Annotated in this window: 20 protein-coding genes; all 20 read left to right on the top strand. The window is 34.2% G+C overall.

Annotation, left to right across the window (positions count from 1 at the left end):
• Positions 1 to 125 precede the first annotated feature (125 nt).
• The 20 genes from FLV_RS15560 (at position 126) to FLV_RS15465 (ending at position 15318) form a co-directional block, all read left to right on the top strand.
• Positions 126 to 1361, top strand: a complete 1236-nt coding sequence (locus tag FLV_RS15560) for a beta-ketoacyl-[acyl-carrier-protein] synthase family protein (RefSeq protein ID WP_243235125.1) — start codon at positions 126 to 128, stop codon at positions 1359 to 1361.
• Positions 1354 to 1608 (top strand): acyl carrier protein, encoded by a 255-nt coding sequence (locus FLV_RS15555; protein ID WP_163396118.1) that lies wholly within the window; start codon positions 1354 to 1356, stop codon positions 1606 to 1608. The genes FLV_RS15560 and FLV_RS15555 overlap by 8 nt, the downstream gene beginning before the upstream one ends.
• On the top strand, positions 1608 to 2489 hold the full coding sequence (locus FLV_RS15550) for a lipid A biosynthesis acyltransferase (RefSeq protein WP_243235124.1): 882 nt from the start codon (positions 1608 to 1610) through the stop codon (positions 2487 to 2489). The genes FLV_RS15555 and FLV_RS15550 overlap by 1 nt, the downstream gene beginning before the upstream one ends.
• 54 nt (positions 2490 to 2543) lie before the next feature.
• Positions 2544 to 2840 carry a nucleotidyltransferase family protein gene (locus FLV_RS15545; RefSeq protein WP_243235123.1) on the top strand — a complete coding sequence of 99 codons (297 nt, stop codon included), beginning with the start codon at positions 2544 to 2546 and terminating at the stop codon, positions 2838 to 2840.
• A gap of 187 nt (positions 2841 to 3027) precedes the next feature.
• Complete coding sequence (locus FLV_RS15540; protein ID WP_317235677.1) at positions 3028 to 3171, top strand: DUF86 domain-containing protein; 144 nt, start codon at positions 3028 to 3030, stop codon at positions 3169 to 3171.
• Positions 3172 to 3281: 110 nt separating this feature from the next.
• The gene (locus tag FLV_RS15535; protein ID WP_243235121.1) at positions 3282 to 4184 is read left to right on the top strand and encodes a dialkylrecorsinol condensing enzyme DarA; all 903 of its coding nucleotides are present in this window, start codon (positions 3282 to 3284) and stop codon (positions 4182 to 4184) included.
• Between the two features lie 17 nt (positions 4185 to 4201).
• Positions 4202 to 5335: a beta-ketoacyl-ACP synthase III gene (locus tag FLV_RS15530; RefSeq protein WP_243235120.1), complete on the top strand. Its 1134-nt coding sequence runs from the start codon at positions 4202 to 4204 to the stop codon at positions 5333 to 5335.
• On the top strand, positions 5335 to 5766 hold the full coding sequence (locus FLV_RS15525) for a hypothetical protein (protein WP_243235119.1): 432 nt from the start codon (positions 5335 to 5337) through the stop codon (positions 5764 to 5766). The genes FLV_RS15530 and FLV_RS15525 overlap by 1 nt, the downstream gene beginning before the upstream one ends.
• A 3-nt stretch (positions 5767 to 5769) precedes the next feature.
• Positions 5770 to 6234, top strand: coding sequence for an ABC transporter permease (locus FLV_RS15520; protein ID WP_243235118.1), 465 nt, complete (start codon positions 5770 to 5772; stop codon positions 6232 to 6234).
• 16 nt (positions 6235 to 6250) lie between these two features.
• Entirely contained in the window at positions 6251 to 7141 is an 891-nt protein-coding gene (locus FLV_RS15515) for a hypothetical protein (protein WP_243235117.1), read from the top strand.
• A gap of 5 nt (positions 7142 to 7146) precedes the next feature.
• Entirely contained in the window at positions 7147 to 7551 is a 405-nt protein-coding gene (locus FLV_RS15510; RefSeq protein WP_243235116.1) for a hypothetical protein, read from the top strand.
• A complete protein-coding gene (locus FLV_RS15505; RefSeq protein ID WP_243235115.1) occupies positions 7551 to 8549 on the top strand; it encodes a BtrH N-terminal domain-containing protein in 999 nt (332 codons plus the stop codon). Before FLV_RS15510 ends, FLV_RS15505 begins: the two co-directional genes overlap by 1 nt.
• A 179-nt stretch (positions 8550 to 8728) precedes the next feature.
• Positions 8729 to 9427 carry an ABC transporter ATP-binding protein gene (locus tag FLV_RS15500; RefSeq protein WP_243235153.1) on the top strand — a complete coding sequence of 233 codons (699 nt, stop codon included), beginning with the start codon at positions 8729 to 8731 and terminating at the stop codon, positions 9425 to 9427.
• The gene (locus tag FLV_RS15495; RefSeq protein WP_243235114.1) at positions 9417 to 10700 is read left to right on the top strand and encodes an ABC transporter permease; all 1284 of its coding nucleotides are present in this window, start codon (positions 9417 to 9419) and stop codon (positions 10698 to 10700) included. Before FLV_RS15500 ends, FLV_RS15495 begins: the two co-directional genes overlap by 11 nt.
• On the top strand, positions 10675 to 11124 hold the full coding sequence (locus FLV_RS15490; protein ID WP_243235113.1) for an acyl-CoA thioesterase: 450 nt from the start codon (positions 10675 to 10677) through the stop codon (positions 11122 to 11124). The genes FLV_RS15495 and FLV_RS15490 overlap by 26 nt, the downstream gene beginning before the upstream one ends.
• 204 nt (positions 11125 to 11328) lie before the next feature.
• Entirely contained in the window at positions 11329 to 12471 is a 1143-nt protein-coding gene (locus tag FLV_RS15485) for a beta-ketoacyl synthase N-terminal-like domain-containing protein (protein ID WP_243235112.1), read from the top strand.
• Positions 12472 to 12570: 99 nt separating this feature from the next.
• Positions 12571 to 13053: a hypothetical protein gene (locus FLV_RS15480; protein WP_243235111.1), complete on the top strand. Its 483-nt coding sequence runs from the start codon at positions 12571 to 12573 to the stop codon at positions 13051 to 13053.
• 2 nt (positions 13054 to 13055) lie between these two features.
• A complete protein-coding gene (locus tag FLV_RS15475) occupies positions 13056 to 13673 on the top strand; it encodes a 3-oxoacyl-ACP synthase (RefSeq protein ID WP_243235110.1) in 618 nt (205 codons plus the stop codon).
• Between the two features lie 2 nt (positions 13674 to 13675).
• Positions 13676 to 13933 carry a phosphopantetheine-binding protein gene (locus tag FLV_RS15470; RefSeq protein ID WP_243235109.1) on the top strand — a complete coding sequence of 86 codons (258 nt, stop codon included), beginning with the start codon at positions 13676 to 13678 and terminating at the stop codon, positions 13931 to 13933.
• Positions 13934 to 14118: 185 nt separating this feature from the next.
• Entirely contained in the window at positions 14119 to 15318 is a 1200-nt protein-coding gene (locus FLV_RS15465; protein ID WP_243235108.1) for a beta-ketoacyl-[acyl-carrier-protein] synthase family protein, read from the top strand.
• Positions 15319 to 15335: the final 17 nt, after the last annotated feature.

Raw genomic sequence — 15335 nt, 5'->3', positions numbered from 1 at the left:
TTTCTTTCACATAGAGAACTATGTTTATTTAAAATAAGTGAAACGCCTTTTTGAGTTTACAAAAACTATGTATCTATGTGTTTAAAAAAATACTTTACGGATAAAAAATTACTTTAAAAAAGAAGATGAACAGGAGAGTTGTAATTACTGGAATGGGAATTTATTCCTGCATTGGTACTTCATTAGACGAAGTAAAAGAATCATTATACAAAGGAAAATCCGGGATTCAGTTTGATGCTGAACGAAAAGAATTTGGTTTTCAATCAGCTTTGACCGGAATGGTTCCAAAAGCTGATTTAAAAAATTTACTGAACCGAAGACAGCGTATGAGCATTGGTGAAGAAACCGAATATGCTTATATGGCGACTATCGAAGCATTGAAAAATGCCAATATTGACGACGCTTTTTTTGAAAATCGCGAAGTTGGAATCATGTACGGAAATGACAGTGTTTCTAAAGCCATTATTGATGCTACAGATATCGTTCGCGAGAAAAAAGATACGGCATTAATTGGTTCGGGAGCGATTTTTAAATCGATGAATTCAACGGTTACGATGAATTTATCTACAATATTTAAACTGAGAGGAATCAACTTAACCGTAAGTGCAGCCTGCGCAAGTGGTTCGCATTCTATTGGACTGGCTTATTTTTTAATCAAAAGCGGTTTCCAGGATATTATTATTACCGGAGGCGCACAGGAAATCAATAAATACGCCATGAGCAGTTTTGACGGTTTAGGCGTTTTTTCCAACAGAGAAAATGATCCTGAAAAAGCCTCAAGACCTTTTGACGCGGATCGTGATGGATTAATTCCGAGTGGCGGTGGTGCGACTTTAATTTTAGAAAGTTACGAGTCTGCCCTTGCACGCGGTGCCAACATTATTGCCGAAGTTTCCGGTTACGGATTTTCATCAAACGGAGGTCATATTTCAACTCCAAATGTCGAAGGACCTGCTACCGCAATGAAAAGAGCACTTGAAGAAGCAAACTTAAAAGCATCAGATATTGAATATATAAATGCACACGCTACCTCAACTCCGGTTGGAGACTCAAACGAAGCCAAAGCTATCTTTGAAGTTTTTGGTGAGAAAAATCCGTATGTAAGTTCTACAAAATCAATGACCGGGCACGAATGCTGGATGGCCGGAGCCAGCGAAATAATCTACTCGATTCTAATGATGCAGCACGATTTTATTGCGCCAAACATCAATTTGGAAAATCCGGATGAAGATGCCGCTAAATTAAATTTGGTCAAAAGTACATTAAACAAAAAATTTGATATATTTTTGTCCAATTCCTTCGGGTTCGGAGGAACCAACTCTGCGTTGGTGGTTAAAAAGTTTAAATTGGAAAATGAATAAAGAAGAGATTATAGCACGAATTAATGGTTTTTTGGTTGATGAATTTGAAGTTGACAATGACGAAATTGAACCGGATGCTAATTTAAAAGATACACTTGGGCTGGACAGTTTGGATTACGTTGACTTAGTCGTTTCTATCGAATCTAACTTTGGTGTAAAACTGGTTGAAGTTGATTTTGTCGGAATCGCTACTTTTCAGAACTTTTATGACCTTATCGAGTCAAAATTAAAAGCTAAAACTGCTTAATGAGTCAATGGGATGGCAAATCAAAAGGAACAGTTTTAGGCTATAGAATATTCGTTTTTTTGATTCAGAAAGCGGGTGTCAAATCTGCTTATTTTTTGCTTTATTTTGTCGCTTCTTATTACTTTTTGTTTCTAAAGAAAAGCAATAAAGCTATCTTTTATTATTTTAAAGAAAGACTGCAATATTCAAGATTTAAATCTAAAAAAATGGTTTTCAAAAGTTACTATACTTTTGGACAGACCATTATTGACAAAGTTTCTATTTCGGCAGGAATGCGAAATAGATTTACCTACGAATTTGACGGAATCGAAATCCTTAAAAATCTTTTAAAAGAAAAAAAAGGCGGCGTTTTAATCAGCGCTCACATTGGAAATTTTCAAATTGCCGAACATTTTTTGGCTGATATAGATCTTAATTTTCAAATTAATTTAGTTAGTACCGATTTAGAACATTCGGCTATCAAAAATTATCTTGAAAGTGTTGCTCAGAAACATTCGGTAAAATTTATTATCATCAAAGACGATTTGTCTCATATTTTTGAGATTAATGCCGCTTTGGCCAATAATGAATTGGTTTGTTTTACCGGCGATCGCTATTTTGAAGGTACCAAATCACTTTCTGAAAATATTCTGGGAAAAGAAGCCAATTTTCCGGCTGGCCCATTTTTGATTGCTTCCCGTTTAAAAGTTCCCGTAGTTTTTGTTTATGTAATGAAAGAGCCAAATCTTCATTATCATTTGTACGCCAGGGAAGCCACCGTCAAACATCGTGATGAAAAAGGATTATTGAAAGAATATGTACAAAGCGTAGAAAGCATTCTTCAGAAATATCCTTTGCAGTGGTTCAATTATTTCGATTTTTGGAATGATTCAAAGACGTAGTTTTTTTCACAAATTTAAAAAGACAAAGTTTTGTATATTTGAGAAAAGTTTCAAATGACAACAAAAGAAAACATATTAAAAACGCTAAAATCTAATAAGCAAAAATTTTCTGAATTTGGCATTCGAAATGTTGGTTTATTTGGTTCATACCTTCGCAATGAACAATCAAGCGAAAGTGATATTGATTTACTGATAGATTTTGAACCTGAGAAAGAAAATTTTGACAACTATATGGCCGTCTATGATTTATTCGAAAAAATCTTCAAAAACGAAAAAGTAGAAGTTGTTACTAAAAATGGATTAAGTCCTTATATTGGACCTAAAATCTTAAATGAAGTTCAATATGTCTAAAGATCCGAAAGAATATCTGAGACATATCCAAGATGAATGCTCGTACATTATGGCTATTAGTAAAAACTTGCTATTCGAAAATTTCATAGAAGATTAAACTCTGAAACGAGCTGTAGTTAGAAGTTTAGAAATTATTGGAGAAGCAACAAAGAAAATTCCGGTTGAAATCAAAGAAAGATGAAATACAATTCAATGGAAAAATATGGCCGGAATGAGAGACCGATTAATTCATGATTATATGGGTGTCAATTATACAATTGTTTGGGATGTAATGAAAAACAAAATTCCCGATATACATAATCAGATTTCTGAATTTCTACCTGAAGAATAAAAAAATTACATTAGACCATAAAACAGAATCTTCTTTTACAAATCCTTCTAACAAGAAAATCCGTTTAAATAAAATTTACTTATTTTTGTTTGCAACCTAAGCAAACCAAAATGAAAAATGTTCTCGTTATTTTTTATTCTCAGTCCGGACAATTAAAATCGATTGCGCAAAATATTGCAGAACCCTTCTTAAATTCTGAAGAAATAAAAGTAACTTTTCATGAAATTCAATTAGAAAAACCTTTCCCTTTTCCCTGGAACAAAGCTTCCTTTTTTGATGCTTTCCCCGAATCTTTTCTACAAATTCCAACTGACTTAAAACCAGTTTCAGAAGAAATCCTGAATACAAAATTTGATTTAGTTTTGTTTCACTATCAGGTTTGGTATTTATCACCCTCCATTCCGATCAATTCTTTTTTAAAAAGTGCCGAAGGAAAAAAAATCCTGAACAATACACCCATAGTTACCATCAACGGTTCCCGCAATATGTGGTTCATGGCTCAGGAAAAAATTAAGGTTTTACTAAAAGAAGCCAACGCTCAATTGGTTGGAAATATCGCTTTGGTCGATCGTGTCGGAAACTTAATTAGCGTTTTAACTATTGTCGAATGGCTGTTTTCTGGAGTCAAAAAGAAGTATCTGGGCTTTTTTCCGTTACCCGGCGTTTCTGAAAAAGATATCCGGGAATCAACGAAATTTGGAGATATCATTCTTTCGCAGTTCAATCAGAATACATTAAATGATTTACAACCCAAGTTAGTAGCCGCTGATGCTGTTCGAATTAGTCCTTATCTGGTCACGGTTGATAAAACGGCAAATAAAATTTTTAATAAATGGTCTAATTTCATTTATAAAAATCCAAAAAAAAGAGCACAGCTTCTCAAAATATTTTATATTTATTTATTCTTAGCTATATGGTTAATCTCGCCAATAGTGTATATATTGCATCTTATTACCTATCCTTTTAAGTTAAAAACCATAAAAAAAGAAACTCAATATTATCAAGGAGTTTAGAAGAGGAAAATTATATTATGTTTGACGTATATATAACCAAAGCCGCAAAGTATTTGCCAAATGATCCCGTTTCAAATGATGAAATGGAAACTTATTTAGGATTGATAAATGATACTGCCTCAAAAGCAAGACGCATTATTTTACGCAATAATAAAATTACAACCCGATATTACGCCGTAGATAAAAACGGCAAAAGTACACACACCAATGCTGAACTGGCAAAAAATGCTATTGTGCAACTGTTTGATAAAAACTTTACAGATCAGGATTTAGAAGTATTGTCCTGCGGAACCTCATCCCCGGATATAATTGCGCCTTCACATGCCGCAATGGTTCACGGATTATTGAAAAACAAATCGGTTGAGTTAAATTCTTCAATGGGAATTTGCTGCTCAGGAATGAATGCCCTGAAATATGGTTTTCTTTCTATAAAAGCCGGAAATTCTAAAAACGCCATCTGTACCGGTTCTGAAAAAGTTTCGACCTGGCTTTCTGCCCAAAAATATAACAACGAAATCATCAACTTAAAAAATCTGGAAGAACAGCCTATTATCGCTTTCAAAAAAGATTTTTTACGCTGGATGTTATCAGACGGAGCCGGAGCTTTTTTATTGGAAAATAAACCAAACGGTGAAATTTCACTAAAAATCGAATGGATGGAATCGTATTCGTATGCTTTCGAATTAGAAACCTGTATGTATGCCGGCGGAGACAAATTAGAAAACGGCGAAATAAAACCATGGAGCGATTTTACTCCGGAACAATGGCTGAACGAATCAATATTCGCTGTGAAACAGGATGTAAAACTGCTTGACGAATTTATTTTACCAAAAGGCGTTCAGAGCATGAGTGAGGCAATGTCTAAAAATAACATTACAGCAGATCAAATCGATTATTTCCTGCCACACGTTTCGTCTAACTTTTTTGTAGATGGATTAAAAAAAGGCTTAAGCGAAAAAGGAATTGTAATTACCGATGAAAAATGGTTTATGAACCTTTTAACGGTAGGCAACATCGGTTCTGCTTCAATTTATGTAGCTGTTGAAGAATTGATGAACTCCGGAAAATTAAAAAAAGGCGACCGCATTTTATTGTCGGTTCCGGAAAGTGGAAGATTTTCATTTGCGTATGCTTATCTAACCGTTTGCTAATGAAAACTATTGTACTTTTAGAAAAAGAAGCAGTCGAAAACCTGATTCCGCAAAAGTTTCCTTTTGTAATGGTAAACAGCCTGTTTTCGTACTCTGAAACTTCATTGGTTTCGGGTTTTAAAATTGAACATAACAATATATTTTTAGAAGAAAATACTTTTTTAGAAGCGGGTTTAATCGAACACATGGCCCAGTCTGTGGCTTTGCATACCGGTTATCAGTTTTTTTTGAAAAATGAAACCGCACCAACGGGTTACATCGGCTCTATTAAAGATATTGAAATTAAAAAACTGCCTCAAATCAACGATACCATTCAGTCAAATGTTACTGTTTTACAGGAATTTGCCGGAGTAACTTTAGTTGATATTGTGACTTTTTTAAATAATGAAGAAATTGCAAAGGGACAAATGAAAACTGTTTTAGCCAAATAAAAGATGAAAATCGGAATTGACATCCAAAATTATTTGCCTCATCGTGCTCCAATGCTGATGGTTGATTTGATTTTAGATATCGATGCCAACTTTGTAAAAACTTCCTTTTTGATTAAAACAGATAATATTTTTGTTGATAATGGTGTTTTTACTGAAGCAGGTCTGATTGAAAATACCGCACAAACCTGTTCGGCTATCGTTGGGAAAAAATATTTTTTTGAGGATGACGGAACAGAACATGAAAACGTAAATGTTATAGGTTTCATCAGCGCTATAAAAAATCTAAAAATTAATGCACTGCCAAAAACTGGCGATACAATAACAACGAAATCAACTTTGGTTTCCAAATTTACAGGAGACGATTATACATTGTGCACAATGAGCTGTCAAAGCTTACTCGAAGACAAAATACTTTTAGAATGCGAAATTAATTTGTTTATTCAAAAAACGATTTTGGCATTAGAATAAGATAATCAATAAAAAAATGAAAAAAACAACTTCTTTGCTACTGCTTTTTTTATCTGCTTTTGTCTATTGTCAAAATGATGATTTCTCACAACGCTTAAAAGCAATAAACACTCAAAGTGCGACTTATTATAATATTGATGGTATTGATTTTTCAAGTCAAACCTATAATTATGATTTTTCTGAAAAGTCACTAAAAAAGATTTATAAAAAATTCGATATAAAAGACAGCGATTTAAAAACCAAAGATGAATCTCTTTCAAATAACAATTTACACGTTGTTAAAACAAAAAAAATTACTGACAATTTAGTTCAGACAAATTCTTATTATTTTGTAGAAGACAACAATAAAACCATTACGATTATTTGGTTTGGCTACTTTAATAAACCCGAAGCAGATTTTGAAAAACAATACATAAACCGAATCATAAAAAACGAAATTCCTGAAGAGGTTTTTGAATCAATGACAATTGACTCAATCGGTTTTGCAGGAAGAAAAATTAGGCTGGGAAATAATTGTTCCTGGACAAACGTTAATACTGTTCAGTGTCCTTATAACGGCGAAATGAATTGGTCTGTTCATAAAAATATTGAAAGTGCCAAAACTGCTGTTGACAATCAATTTACTATTACAAAAAGTAAAGGTGGTATTAAAGTTATTTCAGAAGAACAAACAACTGTTGTATTTGAAGGAACCGAAACTACTGCAAAAAAAATAGTTTTTGATTTTACAGGAATGAAATCATTATTGGCCGGAATGTCTGGCGGAAAAACTTTAACCGTTTATTATGTTGCAGAAAAAGTAAGAGATAACTATGTAAGCTGCGTGATGAGTTTTTGGAACAATGATAACATAACCAAAGACGGATTAGCACCTTTACTGGAAGAAGTAATGCATCTTAAAATTTAACCGTCATGGAAAAAGAAAATGTACCACAGCACGATGGAAATTTAAGCAAAAAGAACCTCAGAGAACTGGTTTACGCTACTGATGAAAACGGCAATTATACAACCGCTTTGAGTACAGGCTGGGAGCCAAAAGCGATTGCACTTTCTAATGCCATTGACGATATAAAAGAACGTGCAGAAGAAGCAAAACTAAAAGTACTGAACGGAGAATTGAGTCCGATTTGTTATTTTATGGAATTGAATAAAATGGATCTTTCTATTCTTTCCGGTTATGTTGATATGTGGAAATGGCGCGTAAAAAGACATTTTAAACCGTCTGTTTTTGCCAAATTAAACGACAAAATTTTACAAAAATATGCCGACGCTTTTGAGATTTCAATTACCGAATTAAAAAATTTTAAAACAGATTAATGCAAGTTACTTTTACACATCATCAATCTGCTCATTGCGAAAATGGAGTAGCTTCGAACCTCTTAAAAAACAGCGGACTCAACATCAGCGAGCCAATGGTTTTTGGAATTGGTTCGGGACTTTTATTTGTGTATCTGCCTTTTTTAAAAGTCAATCATGCACCGGCAATCAGTTACAGAACTTTACCGGGACAGATTTTTAATAAAGTCGCCAATCGGTTAAATTTAAAAATAAAAAGACAAAAATTTTCTTCTGTCGCCAATGCGAATAAAGCTTTAGAAGAAAATTTAAAAAATAACATTCCGACCGGATTACAGGTTGGCGTGTATCATTTAAGTTATTTTCCTGATGAATATCGTTTTCATTTCAACGCACACAATTTAGTCGTTTACGGAAAAACTGAAACCGATTATTTAATCAGCGATCCGGTAATGGAAACCGTTACCACTCTGACGCACGACGAACTGGATAAAGTACGTTTTGCAAAAGGTGCTTTTGCGCCAAGAGGCCAAATGTATTACCCAATTCAGGTTCCGAATGAAGTTGATTTTAAAAGTGCGATCATCAAAGGAATAAAAGATACCTGCCGAACCATGCTTGCGCCAATGCCTATTGTAGGTGTGCGTGGCATCAAAATGGTTTCCCGCCAAATTAGAAAATGGCCGGCAAAACACGGTGTCAAAAAGGCCAATCATTATCTGGCTCAAATGGTCCGCATGCAGGAAGAAATTGGTACCGGAGGCGGCGGTTTCCGATTTATTTATGCCGCTTTTTTACAGGAAGCTTCTGTTATTTTAGGTAATGAAGAATTGAAGACTCTTTCGAAAGAAATGACACAAATTGGAGATTCATGGCGCGATTTTGCCGTTGAAGCTTCCCGAATTTATAAAAACCGAAGTGCAAAAGAAGATGCCTACAACTCCATTGCCGATGAACTTCTGGACATTGCGAGTCGGGAAGAAATCTTTTTCAAAAAACTAAAAAAAGCCATCAGTTAAGTGAGTCAAAAGTTTTAAAGTCGTAAAGTTAAAAGTCTAAATACTTATAAAATAATTTAAAAACATCATATTAAATTTTGGTTCTTCGTCTAAAATATGGCATTATATAAATTACTTGATATATCTTGAAAACCATTATAAAAATAGAATCCCTTTCTAAAAAATACAAAGAAGCAGAAATGTTTTCTTTGAACAAAGTTTCATTGGATATAAATGAAGGACAAATTTTTGGTTTGCTCGGACCAAACGGAGCCGGAAAAACAACCTTAATTTCAATGCTCTGCGGTTTAGTAAAACCAACTTTGGGGCATTTTACAATTGATGGTTTAAGTTATTCCAATCATTCTTCAAAAATCAAAAAAATTATTGGCGTTGTGCCTCAGGAATATGCTTTATATCCAACATTGACGGCGAGAGAAAACCTGCATTATTTTGGAAGTATGTACGGCTTGAAAGGTGCTGATTTAAAAGATAAAGTAATCGAAACTTTAGATCTTTTGGGTTTACTAAAATTTGCCGATAAACAAATTCATACTTTTTCTGGCGGAATGAAACGCCGTGTGAATTTAATTGCGGGAATTCTCCATAATCCAAAAGTTTTGTTTTTAGATGAACCCACTGTTGGCGTTGATGTTCAGTCTAAAAATGCCATCATAGACTATTTAAAAATTTTAAACCAAAACGGAACTACGATTATTTATACCTCGCATCATTTGGCAGAAGCCGAAGATTTCTGTGATACGATTGCTATTTTAGACCAAGGGAGAATTTATGCAAAAGGAACTCCGAAAACCTTAATCGATGCTACGGAAAATGCCCGAAATCTCGAAGACGTTTTTATTTCATTAACCGGTAAAGACCTGAGGGATGTTATATAAAATCTGGATGTCGATAGTGAAAGAATTTCTTTTATTGAAGAGGGATTTAGGCGGATTAATCATTTTGTTTATCATGCCGTTGGTTTTGGTTATCACGGTTACGATTATTCAGGACAGTACTTTTAAAACCGTAAGCGATACTAAAATTCCGATTTTATTGGTTGATTATGATAAAAGTTCTGTTTCGAAAACGGTTTTTGATAATCTGCAAAAGAATAATTTATTCAGCATTGTCACTCAAATTGACAACAAACCTATTACCGAAGAAATTGCCAGAGAAAATGTCAACAAAGGAAAATTTCAGTTGGCGATAATAATTCCTAAAAACTTAAGTGCCGATTTACAAGCTAAAATTGATCAGAATGTCGAAAATATTGTGAACAAAATGGGTTTCTCGGACAGTATTGCAAAACGGGAGAAACCAAAAGTAATTCAGCAAAAAGAGGTGAAATTATACTTTGATCCGGCGGTTCAGTTGAGTTTCAAAAACTCGGTGATGAGTTCGATTGACAAAATGATTTCGCAGATTGAAACCAAATCAATTTATACGACTTTTCAAAACCAGTTTGGTGAAGAAAACACCCAATTTGAACAACAGAGTTTTATCACGTTCAAAGAAATTATTCCGAAAATAAACAATAAAGAAGTGTTGCCAAATTCGGTTCAGCACAACGTTCCGGCCTGGACGCTTTTTGCCATATTTTTTATCGTGATTCCGCTTTCGATCAATATTGTAAAAGAAAAATCACAAGGAACTTTTGTTCGCTTATTAACCAATCCGGTTTCGAATCTGGTTGTCATTATTGGCAAAACCATAACGTATTCTGTAATCTGTATGATACAGTTTTATATGATGGTTGCCGTTGCGATTTTCCTGTTTCCTCATATTGGTTTACCTGCATTAAATATCGAAGGGCATTTATTTTTAATGAGTGTTGTCGCTTTATTTTCTGGTTTTGCTGCAATTGGATTCGGAATTTTATTAGGAACCGTGGCAAGTACGCAGGAACAATCGGCTCCGTTTGGTGCAACGAGCGTTATCATTCTGGCTGCAATTGGCGGTATTTGGGTTCCTGTTTTTGCGATGCCAAAAATCATGCAACTCATTGCAAAATCCTCTCCGATGAACTGGGGATTAGAAGCCTTTTATGATGTTTTGTTGCGTAACGTTTCTTTTGTCGAAATTATTCCAAAAATAAGTTTGTTATTTTTGTTCTTTATAATCACAACTTCTATTGCCTTATTTTATGACAAAAAGAAAAGAACAGTATAACGAAGCCTCAGACTTAACCGTTTCGCACGAAATCAGAATTCGTTTTAACGAAACTGATCCGCTTGGAATTGTTTGGCACGGCAACTATATTACGTATTTCGAAGATGGACGTGAAGCTTTCGGACGCCAGCACGGACTTACTTATCTGGATATTGCAGCAACTGGTTACACAACGCCAATTGTAAAATCAAAATGCGAACATAAATTGTCTTTGCGTTATGGCGATGTGGTAACCATTGAAACAACGGTTGTGGATACACCTGCCGCGAAAATGATTTACCGTTTTAAAATTATCGATGCTCAGGGCGAAGTTGCCTGCACTGGTGAAACGGTTCAGGTTTTTTTAGATGCAGCAGGCAATTTAATGCTGACCAATCCTCCTTTTTATGAGGAATGGAAAAGGAAGGTTGGGTTATTGAAGTAAAACACGAATTTCACGAATAAAAAATAAAATTAATCCGAATCCATTTCCTGCAAGGTTTCCAAAACCTTGTAGGTATTAAATAAATAATCTGTGCAAATCTGCTTAAATCTGTAAAATCTGCGTGAAACCTTTCTGCAGACAAAGCTTAAAATAACATACCTACAAGGTTTTAAAAACCTTGCAGGAGAAAATGAGAATCAAAAAATGTTAAAAGAAATATACATCACACAAACGAATTGTATCACGCCTTTAGGTTTTGATGTCGAATCCAACATTGAAGCGATTTTGCGCGGTGATTCGGGAATTCAGCTTCATAACGATATTTCTTTGATGCCAAATCCATTTTATGCTTCCATTATTTCTGATGAAAAAATAAACAGCGCTTTTGAAAAAATCAGTACTGACACCAAATATTCCCGTTTAGAAAAAATGATGATTCTGGCTTTAGAGCCGATTATCAAAAACGCAGGAGTTGAATTAAATTCAAAAACCGCTTTTATACTTTCTACAACAAAAGGAAATGTGACGGCTTTAAAAGACAATTCTGAAGAAAGTTTTAATAATGCACATTTAGATGTTTTGGCAAAAAATGTTGCCGCTTTCTTCGGGTTTCAAAATCAGCCGATTGTAGTTTCAAATGCTTGTGTTTCCGGAATTCTAGCAATTTCAATTGCCAAAAGAATGATTCAGTCAGAGCTTTATGATCACATCTTTGTAGTAGCAGGCGATGAAGTATCCCAATTTGTTTTGTCCGGTTTTAATGCTTTTCAGGCGATGAGTGATCTGCCTTGTAAACCGTATTCTAAAAACAGAACCGGAGTAAGTTTAGGCGAAGCAACCGCAGCAGTTTTAGTTTCGGCAGAAGCCAAAAACGCCAAAATCAAAGTAATCGGCGACAGTTCGATAAACGATGCGAATCATATTTCCGGTCCGTCAAGAACAGGCGAAGGGTTGTTTAGAAGTATTCAGAATGCTTTGAAAGAAGCTCATATTGAAGCCCATAAATTAGATTATATTTCAGCGCACGGAACTGCAACTCCATTTAATGACGAAATGGAAGCCATTGCCTTAAATCGTTTAGGTTTACAAAATGTTCCCGTAAATAGTTTAAAAGGTTTTTACGGTCATACATTAGGCGCTTCGGGATTGTTGGAAACGGTAATCGCAATTGAATCTGCGAATCGAAATATGCTTTTTGAATCAAAAGGTTTTGATAAAATTGGGGTAAGTGAAGCTGTAAATATTATTGAGAAAAACGAAGAAAAGAAAATTGAATATTTCCTGAAAACGGCTTCTGGATTTGGAGGCTGTAATACGGCTGTGGTTTTTGAAAAAGTAAAACACTAATTACACAAATTTTCACAAATTATTAAACTGTTCGGAAATTGCGAACAGTTCAAAAAAATCAACTTGTAAGGAAAATTTACAAGTTCAATTTTTAAACAAATGAATTTAGACGAATCTCTTTTTAAAAAAGCTTTAAAAATTCAGAATTTTGATTTTGATAATGACGTAATTAAAGTAACAGATAAAACAATTGAGTTTTTAGAGAGCATTAATTTATATTCTGAAGTAATAGAGTTTTTCAAAACGTTTTCTTTTAAGGAAGAAATTGAATTCGGAAATGTTTATTTCAATTGTGTAAATAGAATCAGAATAGAAAATCTGGAAGAAGAAAACAAAGAAATTTACAAGCATAATTTATTAATTATTGGCTCTGGTCTTAATGGCGACCCAATTGTTTTAAATACAAAAACAGGAAATGTCGGATATATTTTTCATGATATCCTTTGGGAAAATGACAATATTGAAGATTTAAATAAAATTTATATTGACTTAAAAATAAGTGTCGGAACTTTCTTTTACAAATCAATTACTGAAAAAGATTTTCCTATTGATGCTTATGAAGCAGAAGATTATATAAAGTAAAAATGACTCAAAACAAACCCAACATACAATCCTACATCAAAATCGAAAACAACGAAATTGTTCTCAACGGAACTTCTGTATTCAAAACTGAACCAACCGATTTTGCAAATTTCTCTAAACAAGCCTATCGTAATTTTGAAATTCAATATCCAAAGTTTTTTAAAATGGATGCTTTGAGCAAACTGGCATTTTTAGGATCAGAACTGCTTTTGAGTCCGATAACCTCAACTGAAGATGAAAATAATATCGCTTTGGTTTTGGCCAATAAATCGTCGAGTCTGGATACCGATGTAAAATACCAGGAATCGATTTCAGACAAAGAAAACTATTATCCGAGTCCGGCGGTTTTTGTTTATACGCTGCCTAATATTTGTCTGGGCGAAATAAGTATCCGTCATCAGCTGAAAAGTGAGAATTCTTTCTTTATATTTGATGCCTTTAACGGCGAATTTTTATCGAATTATTCTAACATTTTACTGAATACAAATAAGGCCGATACAGTTCTTTGCGGCTGGACAGAATATTTTAATGACAATTACAAAGCGTTTCTTTGCATCATAAGTACAGCAGAAAACGAAAAATATACGAACGAAAATATCAATACATTATACCATAAATAATCATGGAAGAATTAAAAGAAGAATTAAAAAATAAAATTATAACGACTTTAAATTTAGAAGATATCGCTGTTGAAGACATTGCTGATAACGATGCTTTGTTTGGAGACGGTTTAGGCTTAGACTCGATTGATGCGCTTGAATTAATCGTGATTTTGGATAAAGATTACGGAATTAAACTGGTTGACCCAAAAGAAGGAAAATCAATTTTCCAATCAATCGAAACTATGGCGGCGTATATCAGCGCAAACAGAACAAAGTAAATCATACTAAATTAATTTAACGCATAGAAACATAGCCAAACAAACCGTAAAAGGCATTTCATTTTACATCAATTCACATAGCTATGTGAATTTCAAGAAAGTGAAACGCCTATTTTGAATTTAAAAAAACCTATGTTTCTATGTGTTTAATAATCTAAAATCATAAATCTAAATTCTAAAATTAGATGAAAGGTGTCGCAATAACGGGAATGGGAATTATTTCTTCGATTGGAAATTCAGTCGAAGAAAATTATATTTCCCTGATCGAAAATAAAATCGGAATTTCCCGTATCTCCAATATTCCGACCATTCATGCCGATGTCATTAAAGTTGGTGAAATCAAAAAAACTAATGATGAACTGGTTGCCGAATTGCAGCTTTCTGAAAACAATAATTTTTCGAGAACCGCTATGATTGGCACTCTGGCAGCCAAAGAAGCAGTCGAAAATGCCGGCATTACATCGATAAACGAATTCAGAACCGGACTTATTTCGGCTACGAGTGTGGGTGGAATGGATATGACCGAAAGACATTATTACGATTATTTCGAAAAACCTGAATTGGTTAAATATATTACCTGTCACGATGGCGGCGATGTTGCCGAAAAAATTGCGGAGGAATTGGGTTTAAAAGGAATGGTTACAACAATCAGTACAGCTTGTTCTTCTGCTGCAAACTCCATTATGCTGGGCGCCAGATTAATCAAAACCGGAAAATTAGACCGCGTAATTGTAGGCGGAGCCGATGCTTTGGCTAAATTCACCATCAACGGATTTAAGACTTTGATGATTTTATCTGACGATTATAACAAACCTTTTGACAATAATAGAAAAGGATTAAACCTGGGAGAAGCTGCGGCTTTTTTAGTCTTAGAATCGGATGAAATTGTTGCCAGACAAAATAAAAAAGTCCTGGCAAGAGTTTCGGGTTACGGAAATGCAAATGACGCTTTTCACCAAACCGCTTCTTCAGAAAATGGAGACGGCGCTTATCTGGCAATGAAAAAAGCATTTGAAGTTTCGGGTTTAAAACCTTCTCAAATTGACTACATCAACGTACACGGAACAGCAACACCAAACAACGATTTATCAGAAGGAAGAGCTTTGCTTCGAATTTATGAAAATGAAAAAGTTCCGGATTTCAGTTCTACAAAACCATTTACAGGACACACTTTAGCGGCGGCTGCTGCAATTGAAGCGGTTTATTCTGTTTTGGCGATTCAGAATAATGTAGTTTATCCGAATTTGAATTTCGAAACCCCAATGGAAGAATTCGATTTAAAACCGCAGACTTCCTTAAAAAATGCAACTATCGAACACGTTTTATCCAACTCTTTTGGATTTGGAGGAAATTGTTCAACTCTTATATTTTCTAAAAACGAATGAAATCTTCATTATTCAAT

Source organism: Flavobacterium pectinovorum, assembly GCF_022802975.1.
In the GTDB taxonomy this organism is placed as follows: domain Bacteria; phylum Bacteroidota; class Bacteroidia; order Flavobacteriales; family Flavobacteriaceae; genus Flavobacterium; species Flavobacterium pectinovorum_B.
Note: the sequence above shows the minus strand (reverse complement) of the source record. Positions and strands in the feature narration are given on the sequence as shown.

Excerpts from the sequence above, each read along its gene's own strand:
- FLV_RS15495 (WP_243235114.1), top strand. The coding sequence starts at position 9,417 with ATGTTATATAAAATCTGGATGTCGATAGTGAAAGAATTTCTTTTATTG.
- FLV_RS15475 (WP_243235110.1), top strand. The coding sequence starts at position 13,056 with ATGACTCAAAACAAACCCAACATACAATCCTACATCAAAATCGAAAAC.
- FLV_RS15545 (WP_243235123.1), top strand. The coding sequence starts at position 2,544 with ATGACAACAAAAGAAAACATATTAAAAACGCTAAAATCTAATAAGCAA.
- FLV_RS15490 (WP_243235113.1), top strand. The coding sequence starts at position 10,675 with ATGACAAAAAGAAAAGAACAGTATAACGAAGCCTCAGACTTAACCGTT.
- FLV_RS15560 (WP_243235125.1), top strand. The coding sequence starts at position 126 with ATGAACAGGAGAGTTGTAATTACTGGAATGGGAATTTATTCCTGCATT.
- FLV_RS15505 (WP_243235115.1), top strand. The coding sequence starts at position 7,551 with ATGCAAGTTACTTTTACACATCATCAATCTGCTCATTGCGAAAATGGA.
- FLV_RS15465 (WP_243235108.1), top strand. The coding sequence starts at position 14,119 with ATGAAAGGTGTCGCAATAACGGGAATGGGAATTATTTCTTCGATTGGA.
- FLV_RS15510 (WP_243235116.1), top strand. The coding sequence starts at position 7,147 with ATGGAAAAAGAAAATGTACCACAGCACGATGGAAATTTAAGCAAAAAG.
- FLV_RS15535 (WP_243235121.1), top strand. The coding sequence starts at position 3,282 with ATGAAAAATGTTCTCGTTATTTTTTATTCTCAGTCCGGACAATTAAAA.
- FLV_RS15550 (WP_243235124.1), top strand. The coding sequence starts at position 1,608 with ATGAGTCAATGGGATGGCAAATCAAAAGGAACAGTTTTAGGCTATAGA.
- FLV_RS15500 (WP_243235153.1), top strand. The coding sequence starts at position 8,729 with ATGTTTTCTTTGAACAAAGTTTCATTGGATATAAATGAAGGACAAATT.
- FLV_RS15520 (WP_243235118.1), top strand. The coding sequence starts at position 5,770 with ATGAAAATCGGAATTGACATCCAAAATTATTTGCCTCATCGTGCTCCA.
- FLV_RS15485 (WP_243235112.1), top strand. The coding sequence starts at position 11,329 with ATGTTAAAAGAAATATACATCACACAAACGAATTGTATCACGCCTTTA.
- FLV_RS15480 (WP_243235111.1), top strand. The coding sequence starts at position 12,571 with ATGAATTTAGACGAATCTCTTTTTAAAAAAGCTTTAAAAATTCAGAAT.
- FLV_RS15555 (WP_163396118.1), top strand. The coding sequence starts at position 1,354 with ATGAATAAAGAAGAGATTATAGCACGAATTAATGGTTTTTTGGTTGAT.
- FLV_RS15525 (WP_243235119.1), top strand. The coding sequence starts at position 5,335 with ATGAAAACTATTGTACTTTTAGAAAAAGAAGCAGTCGAAAACCTGATT.
- FLV_RS15470 (WP_243235109.1), top strand. The coding sequence starts at position 13,676 with ATGGAAGAATTAAAAGAAGAATTAAAAAATAAAATTATAACGACTTTA.
- FLV_RS15515 (WP_243235117.1), top strand. The coding sequence starts at position 6,251 with ATGAAAAAAACAACTTCTTTGCTACTGCTTTTTTTATCTGCTTTTGTC.
- FLV_RS15530 (WP_243235120.1), top strand. The coding sequence starts at position 4,202 with ATGTTTGACGTATATATAACCAAAGCCGCAAAGTATTTGCCAAATGAT.